Genomic DNA, 19,730 nt, shown 5'->3' on the forward strand with positions numbered 1-19,730 from the left:
TTATATTAAGTTATTTCTTTTTACTTCTCGTCTGCTGCTGCGTTTTCTGCTGTTCCTGAGCTTTCTCCATCATTTCTCTCATTCGTTTCTGAAACTTACCTTCTGTTTTTGGCTTTTCTTTGTTTGCCTGAATCTGTGCATGAATTTTCTTTTCATCCAAAATCACATATTTTATGACAAGAATAATTAAAATATTAATCGCATTCGATACAAAATAATACCAAGATAAACCTGATGCTGAAGTATTCAGGAAGAATAAGAATGTAATTGGGAAAATATACATCAACACTTTCATATTCGGCATACCTTCCTGTTGTGGCTGCTGCATATTTCCTGAAGTCATTACCGTATAAATTAAGATTACAATCGTACATGCAATCGCAAAAACACTTAAATGATCTCCTAAAAAGGGCACTTTAAATGGTAATTTAATTAAATCATCATAAGCAGTAAGATCTTTTGCAAACCAGAATCCCTGTCCTCTCAAATCTATAAAGTTCGGAAAGAATCTGAATAAAGCGTAGAAAATAGGAATCTGTACCAAAGCCGGCAAACATCCCGCCATCTGATTCACTCCTGCTTTTCTGTAAATCTCCATCGTTGCCTGTTGCTTTTTCATTGGATCTGCATCCTTGAATTTTGCTGTAGCTTCGTCAATTTCCGGACGAATTACTTTCATCATCGCACTCAATTTATGCTGCTTGTACATAATTGGTGATAAGATCAGTTTAACAATAATGGTCATCAAGAAAATGACCCAGCCTGCCGTGATTCCCCAAGATGCAATAAGGTTGTACATTGGCATGAAGAAATAACGGTTCATCGCTCCGATGAATGACCATCCTAATGGTAAAATTTCATCAAAATTCTTATCGTAAGACTTTAATAAAGGTAAATCTAAAGGCATGAAATACCAGGTAAAATCCTGATTCAATTCGCTTCCCTGCATTTGAACAAATCCTTCGAAATTCAGTTTCTTCAAATATTCGCCTTCTTCAAAAGCTTCCTGATTACCTTTACTCTGTGTGAAACCGTTTTTAGCTTCAATGACGGAAGAGAAAAATTGCTGTTTTACACCAATCCAGTTAAGCGTTTCTTCCGGCTCATCCATTGTGGTTCTTCCATCATAATCATAATCTTTATAATTATTAAACGCATAAGAAAACTCTGAATGAGACTGCTCTTGTGCTCTACCTTTTTCAAGGTTTCTTACACTGTAATCCCAGATAAAATCTGCCTTATTATCAGACGTGATTTTAGCAAGACCCTGAGTTCTTACTTTAAAATCTAAAGTATATTGATCCTTCAGTTCAGCTTTAGTATTGTTGTTTAAAGTATAGATAAACTGAATGGCTGCTCCGTTATAATTCGCAGTTAAAGTAGCTGTACTTCCGTTAACCACAGGAGAGAAGACCAAATCTTTGGTATTGATTATTTTTCCTGTTTTATCTTTAAACTGAAAACCGTAGTTTGAGTTATTTTTAGTAATAAGATTAAGTGGAAGATCTGCCTGATCGGTTTTATGGTCGTAAGCTTTATATTTTAAAAGCTCTACTTTTGAAACCTGCCCTCCTAAACTTGAAAATTCAAGTTTCAATTCGTTGTTGGCAAGATTTGCGGTCTGAATTGAATTCGGAGTTACATTGGGATTGATATTAGCTGCCGGAGTTGGTTTCACAGGGTTTTTCGCCTGCTCAGTTTTCTGTTGCTCGGCTTTTACTGCTTCTTCTTTCTGCTGTTTATTCTGGAAATAAAACATAAATCCGAAGAGTACCAAACATAAAACTGCAAAACTAATAATCTGGCTTTTATCGAGTCCGTTGTTCTGTTGCATTTTATTTTAATTAAAATTTTTAAATTTAAACAAACATAGCAATGCCATGCTTTTTGAGTCGACAAAAATACTGTTTTTTTATCAAAACTCTATACTATAATATGTTACTATATAATAAACTCAGACTGACAAAAATCAATCTGAGTTTTATATATTATATGACGTTTGTAATTTTGCAATTACTTTATTTCCTTTTCACAAGCTTTAATAAAAGCCCTGAACAATGGATGCGGTGTTGCAACCGTACTTTTGTATTCCGGGTGGTACTGTACCCCAACATAGAATGGGTGATCCGGCATTTCCAATGCTTCTACCAAACCAGTTTCCGGGTTTGTACCTGTTGCCAGGAAGCCGTTTTTCTCAAATTCCTGAATGTACTCACTGTTGAATTCGTAACGGTGACGGTGTCTTTCAGAAATATGTTTGCTTCCGTAGATTTCGTGTAATTTCGAACCGTTTTTCACAGCACATTTCCAAGCTCCAAGACGCATTGTCCCTCCTTTATCAACAACATTTTTCTGTTCTTCCATTAATGAAATTACAGGATGTTCTGTGGACGTATCAAATTCCATTGAATTGGATTTGGTATAACCTAAAACATTTCTTGCAAACTCTATGGTCATAATCTGCATTCCAAGACAAATTCCCAACATCGGAACTTTATTTTCTCTTGCATACTGAGCTGTAAGGATTTTTCCTTCAATACCTCTGTCTCCAAAACCCGGAGCAACCAAGATACCGCAAACTCCATCTAAAGTTTCTTTAATATTTTCTTTGGTTAAATCACCACTGTAAACCCATCTGATCTTTACTTCCGTTTCAATATCTGCACCTGCATGCTTGAAAGCTTCTGCAATTGATATATAAGAATCCTGAAGAGAAATATATTTTCCAACCAATGCTATTTCTACTGTTCTCTTTGGATTCTGGAATTTCTTCACAAAAGTTTTCCAGTCTTTAAGATCAGCTTCTTTATCACTTTTCAGATCCAATCCTTTAAGAACTACGTCATCAAAGTTTTGTTTCTGAAGATACATCGGAACTTCATAGATCGTTTCCAAATCTTTACATTCAATGACATTATCTAAAGAAACATTACAGAACTGAGCCAATTTTGCTCTTTGGTCTTTTGGAATTTTATGTTCTGTTCTGCAAACTAACACATCTGCCATAATTCCGCTTTCCATCAATTGACGTACAGAATGCTGAGAAGGTTTAGTTTTTAATTCTCCACTTGAAGCCAAATATGGCAATAAAGTCAGGTGAATCACCATAGAATTTTTCTCACCCAATTCCCATTTCAACTGACGTACAGTTTCGATGTAAGGTAAAGATTCAATATCTCCTACAGTTCCACCAATCTCAGTAATGATAATATCGTAGTTCTGCTTAGAAAGAATTTTAATTCTTCGTTTAATTTCATTGGTAATGTGAGGGATTACCTGAACTGTTTTTCCAAGGAAGTCTCCTTTTCTTTCTTTTTCGATTACAGTCTGGTAGATTTTCCCTGTGGTAACGTTGTTGTTTTGAGAAGTCGGAGCATCAAGATAACGCTCGTAATGTCCTAAATCCAGATCCGTTTCAGCACCATCTTCAGTTACATAGCATTCTCCGTGTTCATAAGGGTTCAGCGTTCCCGGGTCGATATTGATATAAGGATCAAGTTTTTGGATCGTTACATTAAATCCGCGTGATTTTAACAATAGTCCCAGAGAAGCAGAAACGATTCCCTTTCCCAAAGATGAAGTTACACCTCCTGTCACAAAGATGTACTTTGTATTCTTTTTACTCATTAGATTAGGTTTGTGCAAAGTTAGGGGAAAAAGCAAAGCAAAGCAATTTTGTTTTGTTTTTAAATTATAATAATTGATGTTATCTTCTAAAACATACAGTCTATAACTGAAGTTTTAGAAGTCACCACAATATAAAAGAAAAGGTCTCTCAATCGAGAAACCTTCACCTAAACCAAATTATATATATGAAAATTATTATTTCACTAATTCAAAAAACAATACAACCTCAACATCTTTAGCAACACCTGCTCCTGTAGGATCATATTTAATGTTGTAATCTAAACGGTTAACTGTAAACTTTGCCTGTAAACCTGCAACATCTTTCCCTTGTTGGTTTTTTGTAACGCCACCGAAGGTTACCGGAATACTTACTTCTTTTGTAACATCTTTTACAGTCAGTTTACCTTTTAAAGTATAAGCATTATTTTTTCCTTTAATTAAAGATGTACTTTCAAACTTCATCGTTGGAAATTGAGCGGCGTCAAAGAAATCAGCACTTTTCAAATGCTTATCTCTTGGCTCCACTCCTGTATTGATAGATTCTGTTTGTACTGAAAAGTTAAATTTAGCATTATCTAAAGTGGCTCCCGGAGTAGAAACAGTTCCGTCAAATTTATCAAATCTACCTTGCACGAAACTGATTCCCATGTGCTTGATATTGAAATTCACAGATGAATGCATTGGATCTACAGTCCAGGTAGATTGTGCAAAAGTGATCATGCTTACAAAAGCAAAAACAAAGCTTAGTAGTATTTTTTTCATTTTCTTAAAAATTTATACTGCAAATCTACACACAGTTTCATTTGGAATCATTGACCTATGATAAGTTCTGAAAAATTCACACATATTTTTTTTAATTTTACAGCATGGCAAAACTGAGAACAGCATATTTCTGTCAAAACTGCGGATCGCAATATTCACAATGGATGGGACAGTGTAAAAACTGTGGCGAATGGAATACTTTGATAGAAGAAATTGTAGAAAAAACACCACAAAAAAGTTTATCTCCTTCAAAAACCAAACAAAGTGTCATCAATATCATCGAAGTTGAAGCAATTGAAGAACCGAGAATAAAAACACCTTCCGATGAGCTCAACCGGGTTTTAGGAGGCGGAATCGTATTAGGTTCGGTCACATTGATCGGTGGAGAACCGGGAATCGGGAAATCTACCCTACTCCTTCAGCTTGCATTAAAGATGAAGAAAAAAATTTTCTACGTTTCCGGAGAGGAAAGTGCTTCTCAAATTAAAATGAGAGCCGACCGTTTGGCAGATGTAAAAAATCCGAACTGTTTTCTGTATACCGAAACTTCTTTAGAAAAAATTCTACATGAAGCTAAAAAACTGGAGCCAGATTTTGTAATCATTGACTCTATCCAAACTTTGCAGTCGCAATTAATTGAAAGTTCGCCGGGAACAGTTTCGCAAATCCGAGAATGCTCCAATGAGATTATTAAATATGCTAAAGAATATAATGTTCCTGTTTTCTTAGTGGGTCATATTACCAAAGACGGTCAAATTGCAGGCCCTAAAGTTCTGGAACATATGGTTGATGTAGTTTTGAATTTTGATGGCGACAGAAATCACCTTTTCAGATTATTAAGAGCAAATAAAAACCGTTTCGGATCAACCGCGGAAATCGGAATTTACGAAATGGTTTCTCAAGGTTTAAAAGAAATAAAAAATCCTTCAGAAATTTTAATTACTAAAAAATTTGAAGAACTTTCCGGAAATTCCGTTGCCGTTACTTTAGAAGGAAACCGACCGATGCTTTTGGAAATTCAGGCTTTGGTAAGTACTGCAGTTTACGGAACTCCGCAAAGAAGCTGTACAGGTTTTGATTCAAAAAGGCTCAATATGCTTTTGGCAGTTTTAGAAAAAAGAGCGGGTTTTCAGTTAGGCGCAAAAGACGTTTTCCTGAATATTACAGGCGGAATAAAAACCGACGATCCGGCTTTGGATTTGGCAGTTGTAGCGTCGATTCTTTCATCCAATGAGGATATTGCGATTTCTGAACATTACTGTTTTGCAGGAGAAATTGGTCTGAGTGGAGAAATTCGTCCGATCGCACAGGCAGAACAGCGTATCACTGAAGCTGAAAAATTGGGTTACGAAAAGATTTTTATTTCAAATTTAAATAAACTTCCAAAGAAAAAATTCGGAATCAAAATTGAAGAAGTGAGCAAAGTTGAGGATTTTCATGAGAGACTGTTTTAGTCTTAAAAAAATCTTAAAATATCAATAACAATTGTATATATTTGTGTATCAATAACCTCAACCAATCTAACGTGAAAAAAAGATTTACCTGTCTTCTCATTTTTTGTATTGCATTTTTGTCGGCACAAAATAGAATTTTTGAACATACAATCAATGAAAACAACCTGAATAATCAGCAAAAAATAAGTACAAATCTTGCTTCTAATTATATACTCACCAAATATTATTCTCAGTCTTCTTTTGACCTGAATTCTGACCTTCAGATTCTTCTGCCAAACAATAAAGAGATCAAAGCTAAGTTCTCAAAATCATTTTCTTACAGTAATAAAAGCGAATCATCTTCATATGTTATAGAAAATGAACCAAAATCTGAACTGGTATTTTCTAAATATGACAACATCATAACCGGAATGTATGCTTCAAATAATGGCGAGAAAGTAATTTTTCATCAGACAAGTAACGGCATTTTTGCAGTTTCTGTTGTCAATGAAGGCACTCTGGTAAATCAGGATTCTAAGAATGATTTTATTTTAAACGAATCAGCAATCAGTCAGAAAGTAAATGCCAATATCTGTTTAGACAATACACCCGTTTGTTCGGCAACTACTATTGATGTTTTGGTCGTTTACACCAATCTTGCAAGAATTGCATGGGGAGGCATAGCTCAAAGCAACTCTTTTATTGCTACGGCGATTACTAATTTTAATAATTCCCTTCAAAACTCCGGAGTTTCAAATGTTACTATCAATTTAGTTTATGCAGGAGAAATTATTTATACAGAAACCGGAAATATCAGTACAGATCTTGCAAGTTTCAGAAACAACAATGATGGTGTGATGGACGATGTACATATATTGAGATCAACCTACGGAGCAGATCTTTGTGCACTTGTCACTTCAACACCCACAAATACATGCGGACTTGGGTATTTTAATTCAAATCCTACTAACTATTCGGCAAATTCAGCGTTTACGGTTTCCATTTACAGTTGTGTAGTTTCCAACTATACTTTGGCTCACGAAATGGGTCATAATATGGGACTGAATCATGATTGGTTTGTAAGTCAGTCAACTACTCCCTGCAGTCATCATCATGGGTATAGTAATCAGACAGCTGTGACTTTAGGAACTTTAAGTACAAATTCTCAACGCTGGAGAACGATAATGGCTTATAACGATGAGTGTGCCTCTGCAGGAATTGGCTGCTCAAGAATTAACCGATGGGCAAATCCTAATGTAAATTATAATTCTGAACCCACCGGAATTGCTATTGGAAACCCAAATCCTTCTAACGAAGCCTTTGGCTTTGCACGTTTTGCGTGTGTTGTTTCGCAGTTTACACCAACCGCTTTGCTAACCACCACAGAAAGTTTTTATAAAGAAGTAAAAGATTTTACTATTTTCCCAAATCCGGCTAAAGATGAAATCAATATCTGGATTACAAATGATGAGCAATACACTTTTAAAGTGATCAATCCATTGGGTCAAATTATTCTGACATCTGATAAGAAAACCATTAATCTTCGTGGTTTACCTTCAGGAGAATATTTCCTGAGTGTTTACTCTGATAAAAATTCTTTAGTGGGAAGTAAAAAGTTTATTATTAAATAATTTTCAAAAAAAATAACATCAAAATCCTTCGAATAGTTTAAATTTATTCGGAGGATTTTAATTTTATAGCCTTAACTTGCAATATGAACTTTCTCGCTCATTCTTTTCTCACTTTCAATGACGGACAAATTGTCGGGCAGTTTCTTGAAGATTTCATCCGAAACAAAGATCGATACTCTTTCCCTAAAGATATTCAGGATGGAATTACTCTTCACCGTGCAATTGACACGTTTACAGACTCTCACCCCGCAATTCATGAGGCGAAAAAGGTTTTCAGTCCGCTTGTAAGATTGTATGCAGGAGCTTTTGTAGATGTTTCGATGGATTATTTTCTGGCTACAGATTTCACTTTAAACTCATTACAAGGCTGGAAGGAACATTCACTGAAAGTGTATAGAGTTTTGAATGAAAATTATGAATGGCTTCCTGAAAATTTCAAAAGAATGCTTGTAAAAATGGAACACGACGATTGGTTATACAATTATCGTGAAGATTGGGGTATCAAATTCAGCATTCAGAATGTTTTGAATAAAGCGAAATATTTAGATAAAGATATTCCTGTTTTTCAGGCTTTTTTGGATAATAAAGATGTTTTGCAAAAATGCTATGATGATTTTTTTCCTGACCTTTTAGCACACGCAAAAGCTGAAAATGTTGTTTTACAGCTTCAAAAATAAATCAGATTAAAATTGCCGGAACAAATATCTGTTCGGATAACTCAGTTTTTCACTTTTCCGGTTTCCATCGACAATAATATGAACAATATTGATCTGATCGTCAAATAAATTATACAGAAAACTCACCGCAGCTTCTACTTTTTTAGGATTGTTTACCGTTTCAGATTCAAGAAAAACATTTACAGACTCGCTGTCTTCTTCATAACCGACATAATTCACTTGTAAAAACTGATTATTTGTCTTTAGTTTAAAATATTCTGTACAATAATTTTTTAAAGCTATATTAAGTTGCGATTTATATTTTTCATCATTAAAATGAAAAGGTTTTCCGTATTTTTCTGTTAAACCATTTTCAAGATCATCAAGAAAAAAACGTCCGGTAACTTCAAACGTTTTTGATTTTGAATTGTAGTTGATTTCTACTGAACCAACGTGATATGGATGTTTATCTTTGTTGAAAGACGAGCAAATCAGAGAAAAAATCAGAAGAAAAAATATTTTTTTCATTTTAAAATGTTTTCAGATAAAGTTTGTCTGGCTATTTTTGAGAATTTACCTGAATATTTCTTCATCAATAAATTTAAAGAAATCTTCCTTTGAAATCAGGTCTTTTTCTTCAAGGCGATCTGCATAATCTGAAATTTTATCAATAAACCATTTTGGTATATCATCTTCATAAAATTCTTCCTCATCCTTTTCTAATTCTATATTAGCAATCATGACATTGAATTTTTCAACAAAGTTAAAATAAATTTTGTATCATCGCATTTCAAAAAAAATATTGAAAAAATGCAGGATTTTCTTTTCTATTTAAAACTTGGTTGGGAACATATTATTTCATTGGACGCTCTGGATCATCAGCTTTTTGTTTTGGCATTGATTGCCGTTTATTCCTTTAAAGAATGGAAAAAAATCCTGATTTTAGTGACTGCATTTACCATCGGCCATTCTATAACTTTAGCATTAAGTATTTTAGATATTGTAAGGTTACCTTCAAATTGGATTGAATTTTTGATTCCTTTGACGATTGTTTTGACCGCCTTGGGAAATATTTTAATGAAAAATAAAAAACAAACGCACGATAAAACACATTACTATCTGGCTTTATTCTTCGGACTGATCCACGGGCTTGGCTTTGCAAATACAGCAAGAGTAATGATTGCAAAAAGCCAGAGTATTGCGGTTCCGCTTTTAGGTTTTAATATTGGCCTGGAATTGGGGCAAATTGTGATTGTTTTTGCAATACTGATCATTCTTTTTATTTTACTTAATTTATTCAAAATCAACAAAAAAGATTGGATTCTTTTTGTTTCTTCGGGAGTTTTCGCATTATCTTTAAAAATGACTTTAGAAAGAATTCCGTTCTAGGCTGAAACATTTCTAAATTTTCAACTACTTATTATTATATTTGATAATTCTTAAATTTTTTCAAATGAAATCGCCATCACTGAAAGCATAATACTTAAAAAAGTAAAAGCGATTACATCTGACCATTAAAATAAATATCATCGTATGAAACTTAAAGTAACTGCACTTTCAGTATTTCTATATATGGGCTTTTCGGCTCAAAACATTCAAAATAACCCAGGAAGCAACCACGGGAACAGGTTTGAGCAATTGGGAACCATCTTACCTACACCAAACGTTTACAGAGCTGCTTCGGGAGCACCGGGACAAGCATACTGGCAAAACAGAGCCGATTATGACATTTCAGCCTATCTCGATGAAGACAAAAGAAATCTAAAAGGTTCGGAAACCGTTACCTATTACAATAATTCGCCCGATGATCTGGATTACATCTGGCTTCAATTGGATGAAAATCAACAATCCACTGTAAAAAAGGCTGATTACCAGTTTTCTTCTACCCTACCAAAATCTTTGAATGACCAGCAGCTAAAGACTACGGATCTCCCTGTAAAAGATAACGGTTACGGTGTGAATCTTGAAAAAGTAACCGATGCTTCAGGAAATCCTTTGAAATACACCGTCAACAAAACCATGATGCGTATTGATCTTCCTAAAATCTTAAAAAAAGGAGAAAAATTCATCTTTAAAATTGATTGGAATTATAACATTCCGAACAGAATGAAAATGGGCGGTCGCGGCGGTTATGAAAACTTTGCGGAAGACGGAAATGACCTCTACACTATTACCCAATGGTTCCCGAGAATGTGTGTTTACAGCGATTTCCAAGGGTGGCAAAACCACCAGTTTACGGGAAGAGGCGAATTTGCTTTGGTTTTTGGAAATTATAAAGTTTCTATGAATGTTCCGGCAGATCATATTATCGGCGGAACCGGAGAATGTAAAAATTACGAACAGGTTTTATCTTCCGAACAATTATCTAGATATAAGAAAGCCCAGACTTCAAACGAGCCTGTGGAGATCGTCACTTTAGATGAAGCCAGAAAAGCAGAAAAAAATCATTCAAAGCAAAGAAAAACATGGATTTTCGAAGCAAAGGACGTAAGAGATTTTGCGTGGACTTCTTCAAGAAAATTCGTTTGGGACGGAATGGGCGTTACAATTCCTGAAAACAATAATAAAGTAATGGCAATGAGTTTCTACCCGAAAGAAGCTTATGGCCTTTACAGAAAATTTTCAACAAAAGCGGTTGCACATACCATAAAAACCTATTCGGAATTTACCATTCCTTATCCTTATCCGGTTGCACAATCTGTGGAAGCTGCAAACGGAATGGAATATCCGATGATCTGCTTCAATTTCGGAAGAACAGAAAAAGACGGAACCTATTCTGAAGGAACAAAAAACGGAATGATCGGCGTTATCATTCATGAAGTAGGACACAATTTTTTCCCGATGATCATCAATTCAGACGAAAGACAATGGAGCTGGATGGATGAAGGTTTAAATACATTTACCGAATATTTAACGGAAGAAAAATGGGACAATAAATTCCCTTCAAAACGTGGTCCGGCGTGGACGATCGTTGATTATATGAAACTTCCGAAAGATCAGCTGGAACCGATTATGAGTAATTCTGAAAACATTATTCAGTTTGGTCCGAATGCCTATTCTAAACCCGCAACCGGATTGAATATTCTTCGGGAAACCATTATGGGAAGGGAACTCTTCGATAAAGCTTTTAAAACTTATTCAAAAAGATGGGCATTTAAACATCCCGAGCCTGCAGATTTTTTCAGAACAATGGAAGATGCAAGTGGTGAAGACTTAGATTGGTTCTGGAGAGGCTGGTTTTACGGAACCGATCCTGTAGATATTACCATTGATAAAGTGACAATAGCAACTCCTGATTTTAATGCATCAAAAGAGGCAAGCGAAACCAAATATAAAGTTGAAAAACCTTTGCAAAACGAGTTTGAAGACATTTCAAAAATCAGAAATAAAGAAGATAAAACCATCACATTTGAGGTAGAAAAAGATAAAAATCTTCAGGATTTTTATTACCGTTATGACAGAGGTCAGGAAAAAGTGGATACCAATAAAGAATACACTTTTAAAACTGAAGGAAGTATTCCTTTAGATAAAAAAGATCAGGACAGACTGAAAAACATTACTGCATATCAGATTGATTTCGTCAACAAAGGCGGATTGGTAATGCCAATTATTCTTGAGTTTACGTTCGAAGACGGCTCAAAATTAAGAGACAAATCTTCTGCTCAGATCTGGAGACACAACGAAAATAAAGTTTCGAAGACGTTTTATTTTGATAAAAAAATAAAATCAATTCAGCTTGATCCGTTGAAAGAAACGGCAGATATTGACACTTCAAATAATTTCTGGAGCAATGACGGAAGTTCTTCAGAGACTTCAAAATTTCAGGTATTTAAACAAAAACAAGACGGTCCGGTAAGAGGCGGCGGAACAGGAAAAGTAAATCCAATGCAGGCCGGTAAAAAGTAAAATTTACACCAGTTTGAAATGCTAATTTGTAATCTTTAAACAAAAACTAAATAATTTATATGAAAAAACTCAGCCTTTTTCTGATGCTTATTGCATCAGCACAATCATATTTTGCCCAGTCATTACAGTTTTATACAGGGAAAAGAGATTTTTTACCCATTGAAATTCTTATGGAAGACGGAACAACAAAGAACGGATTTGCACAGGATTTCATGCTTCCTGATGTTGCGACTTTCACCTACATTGGTAAAAGCTCGGAAAAAAGTGCCAATCTGCACAGAAAAGAGGTTAAATTTAAATCATCAAAAAGCGATGCAACTGTACAGCTCATTCCTGTTTCGGGTATTAAAAGTCTTATTTATACCAATGAAGACACTCAGGAAAAATTCCAACTTGATAAACGTATTGTAAAGGAAATCAATAACGATTTAGAATTGGAACCAGAAGGCAGAGTACTCATGCTGCCTTTGATGGAGAAAGGGCCAATTAATCTTTACGGTTACAGAAGCATGATGTGCAAAGCAGATTTTGGTGATAATTTCTCATCGGGTTCCAACGGAAATGAGGATCATTGCCAACTGATGTACGTAATGATCTATCTCAGCAAACCCAATGAAACTCTTGCCGTTGCGCCGGTAGATTACAGTTCGTTGAGTCCTTTGGATTTATTTAATATGAAGAAACTTTATAAAAAGTTTTATAAAGCTTATGAAATTGTAGGTGCCGACTGTCCTGAGTTTCTAAAAAAAGTAGATGAAGCACGAAAAAACGAATACTTCTCTAACAAAACTTTCAAAGAAAACAAAAAGGAATCTGATATTGAACGGAAAGCTTTAATCAAAGGTAAAAAAGGAGCTGAAGCAGCAAGAATTAATATGAAATACCGATCTGAACTTTATACCAATATGTACAAAAAACTATTGGATGATTATGGTAAATCTTGTCAATAGCATTCAAATCATGGAAAGTTCACTTACAAACGGTGAACTTTTTTTCTGCCAAAATTTCACATCTCAAAAAAAAATCTGCCAAAAATCTATTTTAAACCCATTGGCACACATTTAGAGATTTACGAAACAGAAATAATTAAAAAATAAAAATATTATGTCAGTAAACTTTAAACCCTTAGCAGACAGAGTGCTTATAGAGCCCATCGCTGCAGAAACTAAAACAGCTTCAGGTATTATTATTCCGGACACTGCAAAAGAAAAACCTCAAGAAGGTACAGTAGTAGCAGTAGGTCCCGGTAAAAAAGATGAGCCTACAACTGTACAGGTTGGTGACAAAGTTCTTTATGGAAAATATTCAGGTTCTGAATTAAAATTAGACGGAAAAGATTTCTTAATCGTAAAAGAGGGAGATTTATTGGGAGTAATTGGATAAGATTCCAGATACAAGACATCAGATTTCAGACTATTCAAATTAAAATCAAATTAAAACAAGTGTTATATGTCTAACTTCTGACATCTAACATCTAATATCTAATCAAAATGGCAAAAGAAATAAAATTCGATATCGAGTCAAGAGACGCTCTAAAAAGAGGAGTTGATGCATTGGCTAATGCAGTAAAAGTAACTTTAGGACCAAAAGGTAGAAACGTAGTAATCGAAAAATCTTTTGGTGCACCTCACGTAACTAAAGATGGTGTTTCTGTAGCAAAAGAAATCGAACTTGAAGACAGAGTAGAAAACATGGGAGCGCAAATGGTAAAAGAAGTTGCTTCCAAAACCAATGATATCGCAGGAGACGGTACTACTACCGCTACTGTTCTGGCACAGGCTATCGTAAGAGAAGGTCTTAAAAACGTTGCTGCAGGTGCAAACCCAATGGACTTGAAAAGAGGAATCGACAAAGCAGTAACTGCTGTTGTTGCTAACCTTAAAGAGCAGTCTAAGCAAGTTGGTGATTCTACAGAAATGGTGAAGCAAGTAGCTTCAGTTTCTGCAAACAATGACGAAACAATCGGGTCTTTGATCGCTGAAGCTTTCGGAAAAGTAGGTAAAGAAGGTGTAATCACTGTAGAAGAAGCTAAAGGTATCGATACAACAGTAGACGTTGTAGAAGGTATGCAGTTTGACAGAGGTTACCAGTCGCCATATTTCGTTACGAATCCTGAAAAAATGACGGTTGAATTGGAAAATCCTTACATTCTTTTAGTTGAGAAAAAAATCTCTTCAATGAAAGAATTACTTCCGGTTCTTGAGCCAATCGCACAAAGCGGAAAATCTTTATTGATTATTTCTGAAGAAGTTGAAGGTGAAGCTTTGGCAACTTTGGTAGTGAACAAATTAAGAGGTTCTCTTAAAATTGCTGCTGTAAAAGCTCCGGGATTTGGTGACAGAAGAAAAGCAATGTTGGAAGATATCGCAATCTTAACTGGTGGTCAGGTTATTTCTGAAGAACAAGGTTTCACAATGGAAAACGTATCTCTTGATATGTTGGGAACTGCTGAGAAAGTATCGATCGACAAAGACAACACAACGGTTGTAAATGGTGGTGGTGAAGAAAGCAAGATCAAAGGTAGAGTAAACCAGATCAAAGCTCAGATGGAAACAACTACTTCTGACTACGACAGAGAAAAACTACAGGAGAGATTGGCTAAATTAGCTGGTGGTGTTGCTGTATTGTATGTAGGTGCAGCTTCTGAAGTTGAAATGAAGGAGAAAAAAGACAGAGTTGACGATGCATTAAACGCTACGAGAGCAGCTGTTGAAGAAGGTATCGTTGCAGGTGGTGGTGTTGCTTTTGTAAGAGCAATCTCTGCTTTGGCTAATCTTGAAGGAATCAATGCTGACGAAACTACTGGTATCAAAATCGTAAAAAGAGCGATCGAAGAGCCATTGAGACAAATCGTTGCTAACGCAGGAGGTGAAGGTTCTGTAATCGTTGCTAAAGTTGCTGAAGGCAGCGGAGACTTCGGATACAACGCTAAAACTGACGAGTATGTCAACATGCTTGAAGCAGGAATCATCGATCCTACCAAAGTAACAAGAGTTGCCCTTGAAAACGCAGCTTCAGTTTCTGGAATGCTATTAACAACTGAGTGTGTCATCACTGAAATTAAGAGCGCAGAACCTGCTATGCCAATGGGAGGTGGAATGCCGGGAATGATGTAGTCATCACCGATGCTTTAAATATATAAAACCGTTCAGATTTTCTGAGCGGTTTTTTATTTTGTATTATTTTTTTTAATTACATTTGAGAAAACTAATAAAAACATGGAAGAAAAGTTACAACAATTAAAAGAAAAATTTCCAAATATTGTTATAGAAAAAAAAGATAATCCATTTTATGAAAAATTTGAAGATGAAAACAAATTTCTTTTTTATGTAAATGGTTTTACAGGAAATCCAGACTTAAAAATTAATGTTGGGGATGATGAAAGATTAGAGAGATTACACCATTTTTTAGAACAAGAGCTTTTTGTGTATCCGGATTTTGTAGCTGTAAAGAAAGAAAATACGATTGAGGTTCTTTTAAGTACAATTGGATTTAAACCATATAGACTATATGAAAGAGAGGACGACTCAGAAAATACTATCATTGAGATAGGTATGTTTTACAATAAAAATGATTTAAATATTACCATTGAAGTTGATAATGCTCAAGGTAATATTACAAAATTACTAGAAATAGTACCCGGTGGAGCTAGACACACTAAAAAAACAATTTTTCTTAAAATTAATAATTTTATTAAAAGTAGCAATGAAGGTATAATTAATGATACACGTAATATTATTAATTCTGTCCTTTTCGACATTGAGTTTAGTTATGGTATAGCTTTTGAAACTGTCAATATCGATAGTTTAATAAGACGTCTTGTTAGAAAAAGGCAGAAATTCAATGAGATACCTAGTGAAAAAATAAATTTAGTCTTTAAAAAATATATTCCTGAGTTAATTCAATATTTTCATTTAGCAGAAAAAGTTGATTATCTTCCATTTAAATTTATATGTTATTATCATATCTTAGAATACTTTTCAGATAAAAGTGCATATAATATAGTATCAAAAGAAGTAAAAAAACTATTATTAAAACCTGATTTTCATATAAAAACAGATCAATATGTTAATACAGCCATAAATATTTTCAAAAAAGAAAACGACAAGTATACAGGTGATAAAGTAAAAGTAGAACGTGTCCTTCGGCAATTTATTGATAGAGAAGATTTAAAAGAAACCTTATTAAATATTGAAAAACTTAATTATTTTTCCGAAGAAGTAACGATTGATTGTATCAAACCATTAAAACTTCCAGCAATAAACTTCGATCAAGATGGAAACTTTTATGGTGAATTAACCAAAAGAATTTATTCTTTAAGATGCTCAATTGTACACTCAAATCCAGATTTTGATGAAAGTAAGGCAGTTCCATTTAGTCCTACTTCGTCAAACTTACATAAATTAAAAATTGAAATTGAAATGATTGCAGAAATAGCAAAAAAAATAATTATAAATTCGAAAGAAATATAATGAAATTTTAATAGTATGGATTTATAATCTGTGCATTTTGACATCAACCGCTCAACTGAAGAGCGGTTTTTTATTTCAAAACAACTCGACATTGCAAATTTACAATCAATCATTTTTCCTATCTTTAAAACCAAATCCCAACGCCATTGAAAACAAAATCATTCCTCCTTTCACTTTTCGGTTTATTTTTAGCCAATGCACAAACCTTACATTTTAAACATCTTGCGGATATGTCTGTGAGAAGAGGAGCGATAAGCAGTGCTATTGCAGGTGACAATATCTATGTGAGCAATGGTTATAAAGATTCGGATGGTTATGCAAATTTTATTGAGAAATACAACATTAAAGATAACCGATGGAGTGTTATCAACTCTAGTCTGGTCCCTAAAAGATTCGCCAATTCGGAGACTTACGGTAATAAAATTTATATTTTTAACGGGTGGGGAAACAGTCATCTTGAAATTATAGATCTTGAAACTCATAAAAAAACAAAGGGAGCTGTTAATCGTGCCTACACAGGAAATGCAGGTTCTGCCATTCATAACGGAAAAATATATACGTTCGGCGGAAGTGGACTCAACAATGCCGCCACCACAGTATTTTCTGATAGATTCCAATATTATGACATTGCTTCAGATACATGGCATCCGTTACCGAATATGCCCACCGCCAGAGAAGCAAGGGGCAAAATAGTGAATGATAAGCTTTATGTTATTGGTGGTTTTAACGGTACATCATCCCGCTTGGTCAACGTATTTGATCTCAACAAAAATCTTTGGACAGAGCAATACACGATGCCTGCTGCGATATCGGGTCATTCATTAGCGGTATCCGGTAATAAGATTTTTATTGCAGGCGGTTATAATAATCAAACTTTTTTGGCCTATTTTGACACAGAAACCAATACGTTACATCAGTTATCATCCAATATGATTCCCAGACGACATGCTGCTGCGGAAATATATAACAAAAAATTATACATCATGGGTGGAAGTACAGCATCCTCAACCAAATCAGCTATTAAAAGCATTCAGGTTGCGGATATTAGCGAAGAAGTGCTTTCTGCTAAATAACCCCCCCGATGTTGCAGATTTGTAATCTGTGACTTTACAGCTACAAAAGTCTTTTCCTAAATGTCATAAAAGCAAGAAACCACGAAAAACCTTTTCGATAAGACCTACAATCATTTCAACATAAGTTTCAACTCATTCGTTGATGATGTCAACTTCTTGGTGAAGGCAATCAAGCATTACGTTGGGGCGTTCAAGCATTTCGAAGAAGCGATTAACCAGTTCGAAGAGACAATCAAGTGTTTCGAAGAGCCGATCAACCACTTCGAAGAGGCGTTCAACCAGTTCGAAGAGACAATCAAGTGTTTCGAAGAGCCGATCAACCACTTCGAAGAGGCGTTCAACCAGTTCGAAGAGGCAATCAAGTACAATTTATTAGATTTCAGCACTTTACAGCCGTTTTCAAATCTGGTGAATATCTAGAATATTATTGATAGTGACATCTGAAAAACAATAAAGCCAAATGTTTTTCTTAATCGCCGACTTCAAGCCTATACCCTTTTCCACGAATCACCACAATTTTAATATTCGGATCAATTTCCAGTTTCTTTCTGAGTTTTGAGATGAACATATCCAGACTTCGTCCTACAATCACACCGTCATCTTCCCAGATTTCTTTTTGCAGTCGGCTTCTCTCGATGATTTCGTTGGGAGACGATGCGAAAATAAGCAATACACGGCTTTCCGTTGAGGTAAGATCAATGGTCTTATCATTAATGATGAGCTTTCTGTTTTTCGCGTCAAACAATACAGAGCCTAAAGTGAATAGATCAGTATGCTGACTTTCAGGTAAAACTTTTCGTGACTTTACAGATTTAGATCTCAAAAAAATAAAACCAATAAAAGCTAAAAAAGACAGGCCGCCCACAAGATAGACACTCTTTGTTGTGTTGATTCCTGTTGGTTTGAATTTGATGTTGATCATGTAACAAGCCTTGGGTTGTTTTCTTCCCAGACAGGCTACAATATCATCTTTTTTACTCTTTGAAACCGAATATCCATAAGCCACGCTGGAGTTATGACAGTTCAAAACGTTAACAATATAATCACTCGCGAGCGGATCTTTCGCCAACACCCGCTTTGTAAGATTCACCAAAGAATCCGGCTGAAAAGTAAGTTCGTTCTCAAAGCTGATCTGATATTCATTTTCTCCGATTTTTTTTACAGGAAGCACTCTTGATGTACGATCGCCTGACTGTAAAAGCAGTTCATGTCCTATTTTGCGGAGTAACACTTCCCTTTTGGCAAAATTAAAGTCGTCCTTATCCTCCGTACTGAAAGCTGCACAGATTACAAAGATCAATGAGAGCAACATGAACATAACAAGGTATTTTCGCTTTCCTGAGAAGAGATTTTGACTAAGATGCATAGTGTCAAGTTATTATTTACAAAGTTTACAATTTTATTTACAATTCAAATCCTTAAAGCAGAAAAATATCAAAGTATTTTCGCTAAGTCAACTTTGATGGCCTATTAAAAATAAAAGTAGGTCTTATCAGATTTGACCGAGCAAAAGAATTTATATTTAATTTAAAATCCAAAGAAATTATGAAAAAAGTAATTTATGTACTAATCTTACCATTGGTTGTAGTAAGCGGACTGTTATTCGCCAATCGCGAAATCCCGAATGAAACTACTAAAAAGCCGGTTCAAAAGCAACTGTCTGCAGCTGCAAAGAATGCCGAAATGAAAAAATGGGAAGCTACTCCTACTGGTAAAAAGTTTAAAGAATGGGAAGTGTCTCCCCGCGGTAAAAAAGTGTATGCCGCTGAAGCTAAAATTTGGAAGCACATTACAAATTACACCAATATGGAAGGAGTGGTCACCTCTCTTTCTCTTCCGCCAGGCTCAAGATTAGGTTTCGGAGTGATGGTCAGAATTAATGATGAAGATTATATTGTAACATTTGACGCGGAAAAGCATCAACTTGAGCAATTGCACAACCTGAAAGTGAACGAAAAAATAATGCTAAAAAGCCATCATGTGTCGCATGCACCGAAGTATTCTTATCCAATAATATCTTGCGAATATCTGGAACGAGATCATAAAGTAATTTTTAAACGTATCCCTCGTAAAGGCGGTTGTTAACTAAGTCCTAATTTTTTATGTGTTAACTCTGTCAGGGTTTAAAACCTTGACAGAGTTAATTAAATCACAGGTTATTAAAAGTGTA

Annotated in this window: 18 protein-coding genes; 12 read left to right on the forward strand and 6 right to left on the reverse strand. The window is 35.0% G+C overall.

Features of this window, described 5'->3' with window-relative positions:
• Positions 1 to 10: 10 nt before the first annotated feature.
• From yidC to K0R77_RS10370, 3 genes are all read right to left on the reverse strand, one after another.
• The gene (gene yidC / locus K0R77_RS10360; protein ID WP_300351986.1) at positions 11 to 1,834 is read right to left on the reverse strand and encodes a membrane protein insertase YidC; all 1,824 of its coding nucleotides are present in this window, start codon (positions 1,832 to 1,834) and stop codon (positions 11 to 13) included.
• 179 nt (positions 1,835 to 2,013) lie between these two features.
• Complete coding sequence (locus tag K0R77_RS10365) at positions 2,014 to 3,627, reverse strand: CTP synthase (RefSeq protein WP_300351988.1); 1,614 nt, start codon at positions 3,625 to 3,627, stop codon at positions 2,014 to 2,016.
• Between the two features lie 195 nt (positions 3,628 to 3,822).
• On the reverse strand, positions 3,823 to 4,389 hold the full coding sequence (locus tag K0R77_RS10370) for a YceI family protein (protein ID WP_300351990.1): 567 nt from the start codon (positions 4,387 to 4,389) through the stop codon (positions 3,823 to 3,825).
• A 104-nt stretch (positions 4,390 to 4,493) separates the two neighbouring features.
• On the opposite strand from K0R77_RS10370, the gene radA reads away from it, so the two are divergent.
• The 3 genes from radA to K0R77_RS10385 all read left to right on the forward strand — a co-directional run bounded on the left by radA (position 4,494) and on the right by K0R77_RS10385 (position 8,130).
• Complete coding sequence (radA, locus tag K0R77_RS10375; protein WP_300351992.1) at positions 4,494 to 5,843, forward strand: DNA repair protein RadA; 1,350 nt, start codon at positions 4,494 to 4,496, stop codon at positions 5,841 to 5,843.
• A gap of 71 nt (positions 5,844 to 5,914) precedes the next feature.
• Complete coding sequence (locus tag K0R77_RS10380) at positions 5,915 to 7,453, forward strand: M12 family metallo-peptidase (RefSeq protein ID WP_300351994.1); 1,539 nt, start codon at positions 5,915 to 5,917, stop codon at positions 7,451 to 7,453.
• A gap of 83 nt (positions 7,454 to 7,536) precedes the next feature.
• Positions 7,537 to 8,130, forward strand: coding sequence for an ACP phosphodiesterase (locus K0R77_RS10385; protein ID WP_300351995.1), 594 nt, complete (start codon positions 7,537 to 7,539; stop codon positions 8,128 to 8,130).
• A 6-nt stretch (positions 8,131 to 8,136) separates the two neighbouring features.
• Here the strand turns inward: K0R77_RS10385 and K0R77_RS10390 are convergent, their stop codons facing one another.
• Both K0R77_RS10390 and K0R77_RS10395 read right to left on the reverse strand, forming a co-directional pair.
• Complete coding sequence (locus K0R77_RS10390; RefSeq protein ID WP_300351997.1) at positions 8,137 to 8,637, reverse strand: DUF6702 family protein; 501 nt, start codon at positions 8,635 to 8,637, stop codon at positions 8,137 to 8,139.
• A gap of 45 nt (positions 8,638 to 8,682) precedes the next feature.
• Positions 8,683 to 8,850, reverse strand: coding sequence for a hypothetical protein (locus K0R77_RS10395; RefSeq protein WP_300351999.1), 168 nt, complete (start codon positions 8,848 to 8,850; stop codon positions 8,683 to 8,685).
• Positions 8,851 to 8,919: 69 nt separating this feature from the next.
• Here K0R77_RS10395 and K0R77_RS10400 point away from each other — a divergent pair, with 69 nt between their 5' ends.
• The 8 genes from K0R77_RS10400 to K0R77_RS10435 all read left to right on the forward strand — a co-directional run bounded on the left by K0R77_RS10400 (position 8,920) and on the right by K0R77_RS10435 (position 17,980).
• Complete coding sequence (locus K0R77_RS10400; protein ID WP_300352001.1) at positions 8,920 to 9,498, forward strand: HupE/UreJ family protein; 579 nt, start codon at positions 8,920 to 8,922, stop codon at positions 9,496 to 9,498.
• Between the two features lie 144 nt (positions 9,499 to 9,642).
• Positions 9,643 to 12,015 carry a M1 family metallopeptidase gene (locus K0R77_RS10405; RefSeq protein WP_300352003.1) on the forward strand — a complete coding sequence of 791 codons (2,373 nt, stop codon included), beginning with the start codon at positions 9,643 to 9,645 and terminating at the stop codon, positions 12,013 to 12,015.
• A gap of 59 nt (positions 12,016 to 12,074) precedes the next feature.
• Positions 12,075 to 12,965, forward strand: a complete 891-nt coding sequence (locus K0R77_RS10410; RefSeq protein ID WP_300352004.1) for a hypothetical protein — start codon at positions 12,075 to 12,077, stop codon at positions 12,963 to 12,965.
• Between the two features lie 154 nt (positions 12,966 to 13,119).
• Positions 13,120 to 13,398, forward strand: coding sequence for a co-chaperone GroES (groES, locus tag K0R77_RS10415; protein ID WP_034723531.1), 279 nt, complete (start codon positions 13,120 to 13,122; stop codon positions 13,396 to 13,398).
• A 107-nt stretch (positions 13,399 to 13,505) separates the two neighbouring features.
• On the forward strand, positions 13,506 to 15,131 hold the full coding sequence (gene groL, locus K0R77_RS10420) for a chaperonin GroEL (protein ID WP_267607970.1): 1,626 nt from the start codon (positions 13,506 to 13,508) through the stop codon (positions 15,129 to 15,131).
• A gap of 102 nt (positions 15,132 to 15,233) precedes the next feature.
• Positions 15,234 to 16,487, forward strand: a complete 1,254-nt coding sequence (locus tag K0R77_RS10425) for a hypothetical protein (protein ID WP_300352010.1) — start codon at positions 15,234 to 15,236, stop codon at positions 16,485 to 16,487.
• A gap of 146 nt (positions 16,488 to 16,633) precedes the next feature.
• Positions 16,634 to 17,560: a kelch repeat-containing protein gene (locus K0R77_RS10430; protein ID WP_300352012.1), complete on the forward strand. Its 927-nt coding sequence runs from the start codon at positions 16,634 to 16,636 to the stop codon at positions 17,558 to 17,560.
• A 156-nt stretch (positions 17,561 to 17,716) separates the two neighbouring features.
• A complete protein-coding gene (locus K0R77_RS10435) occupies positions 17,717 to 17,980 on the forward strand; it encodes a hypothetical protein (RefSeq protein WP_300352014.1) in 264 nt (87 codons plus the stop codon).
• Between the two features lie 49 nt (positions 17,981 to 18,029).
• Here the strand turns inward: K0R77_RS10435 and K0R77_RS10440 are convergent, their stop codons facing one another.
• Positions 18,030 to 18,878: a winged helix-turn-helix domain-containing protein gene (locus K0R77_RS10440; protein WP_300352016.1), complete on the reverse strand. Its 849-nt coding sequence runs from the start codon at positions 18,876 to 18,878 to the stop codon at positions 18,030 to 18,032.
• 227 nt (positions 18,879 to 19,105) lie between these two features.
• Here K0R77_RS10440 and K0R77_RS10445 point away from each other — a divergent pair, with 227 nt between their 5' ends.
• Positions 19,106 to 19,645 carry a hypothetical protein gene (locus K0R77_RS10445; protein ID WP_300352018.1) on the forward strand — a complete coding sequence of 180 codons (540 nt, stop codon included), beginning with the start codon at positions 19,106 to 19,108 and terminating at the stop codon, positions 19,643 to 19,645.
• Positions 19,646 to 19,730 lie beyond the last annotated feature (85 nt).

Source organism: Chryseobacterium sp., assembly GCF_029240215.1.
GTDB lineage: Bacteria > Bacteroidota > Bacteroidia > Flavobacteriales > Weeksellaceae > Chryseobacterium.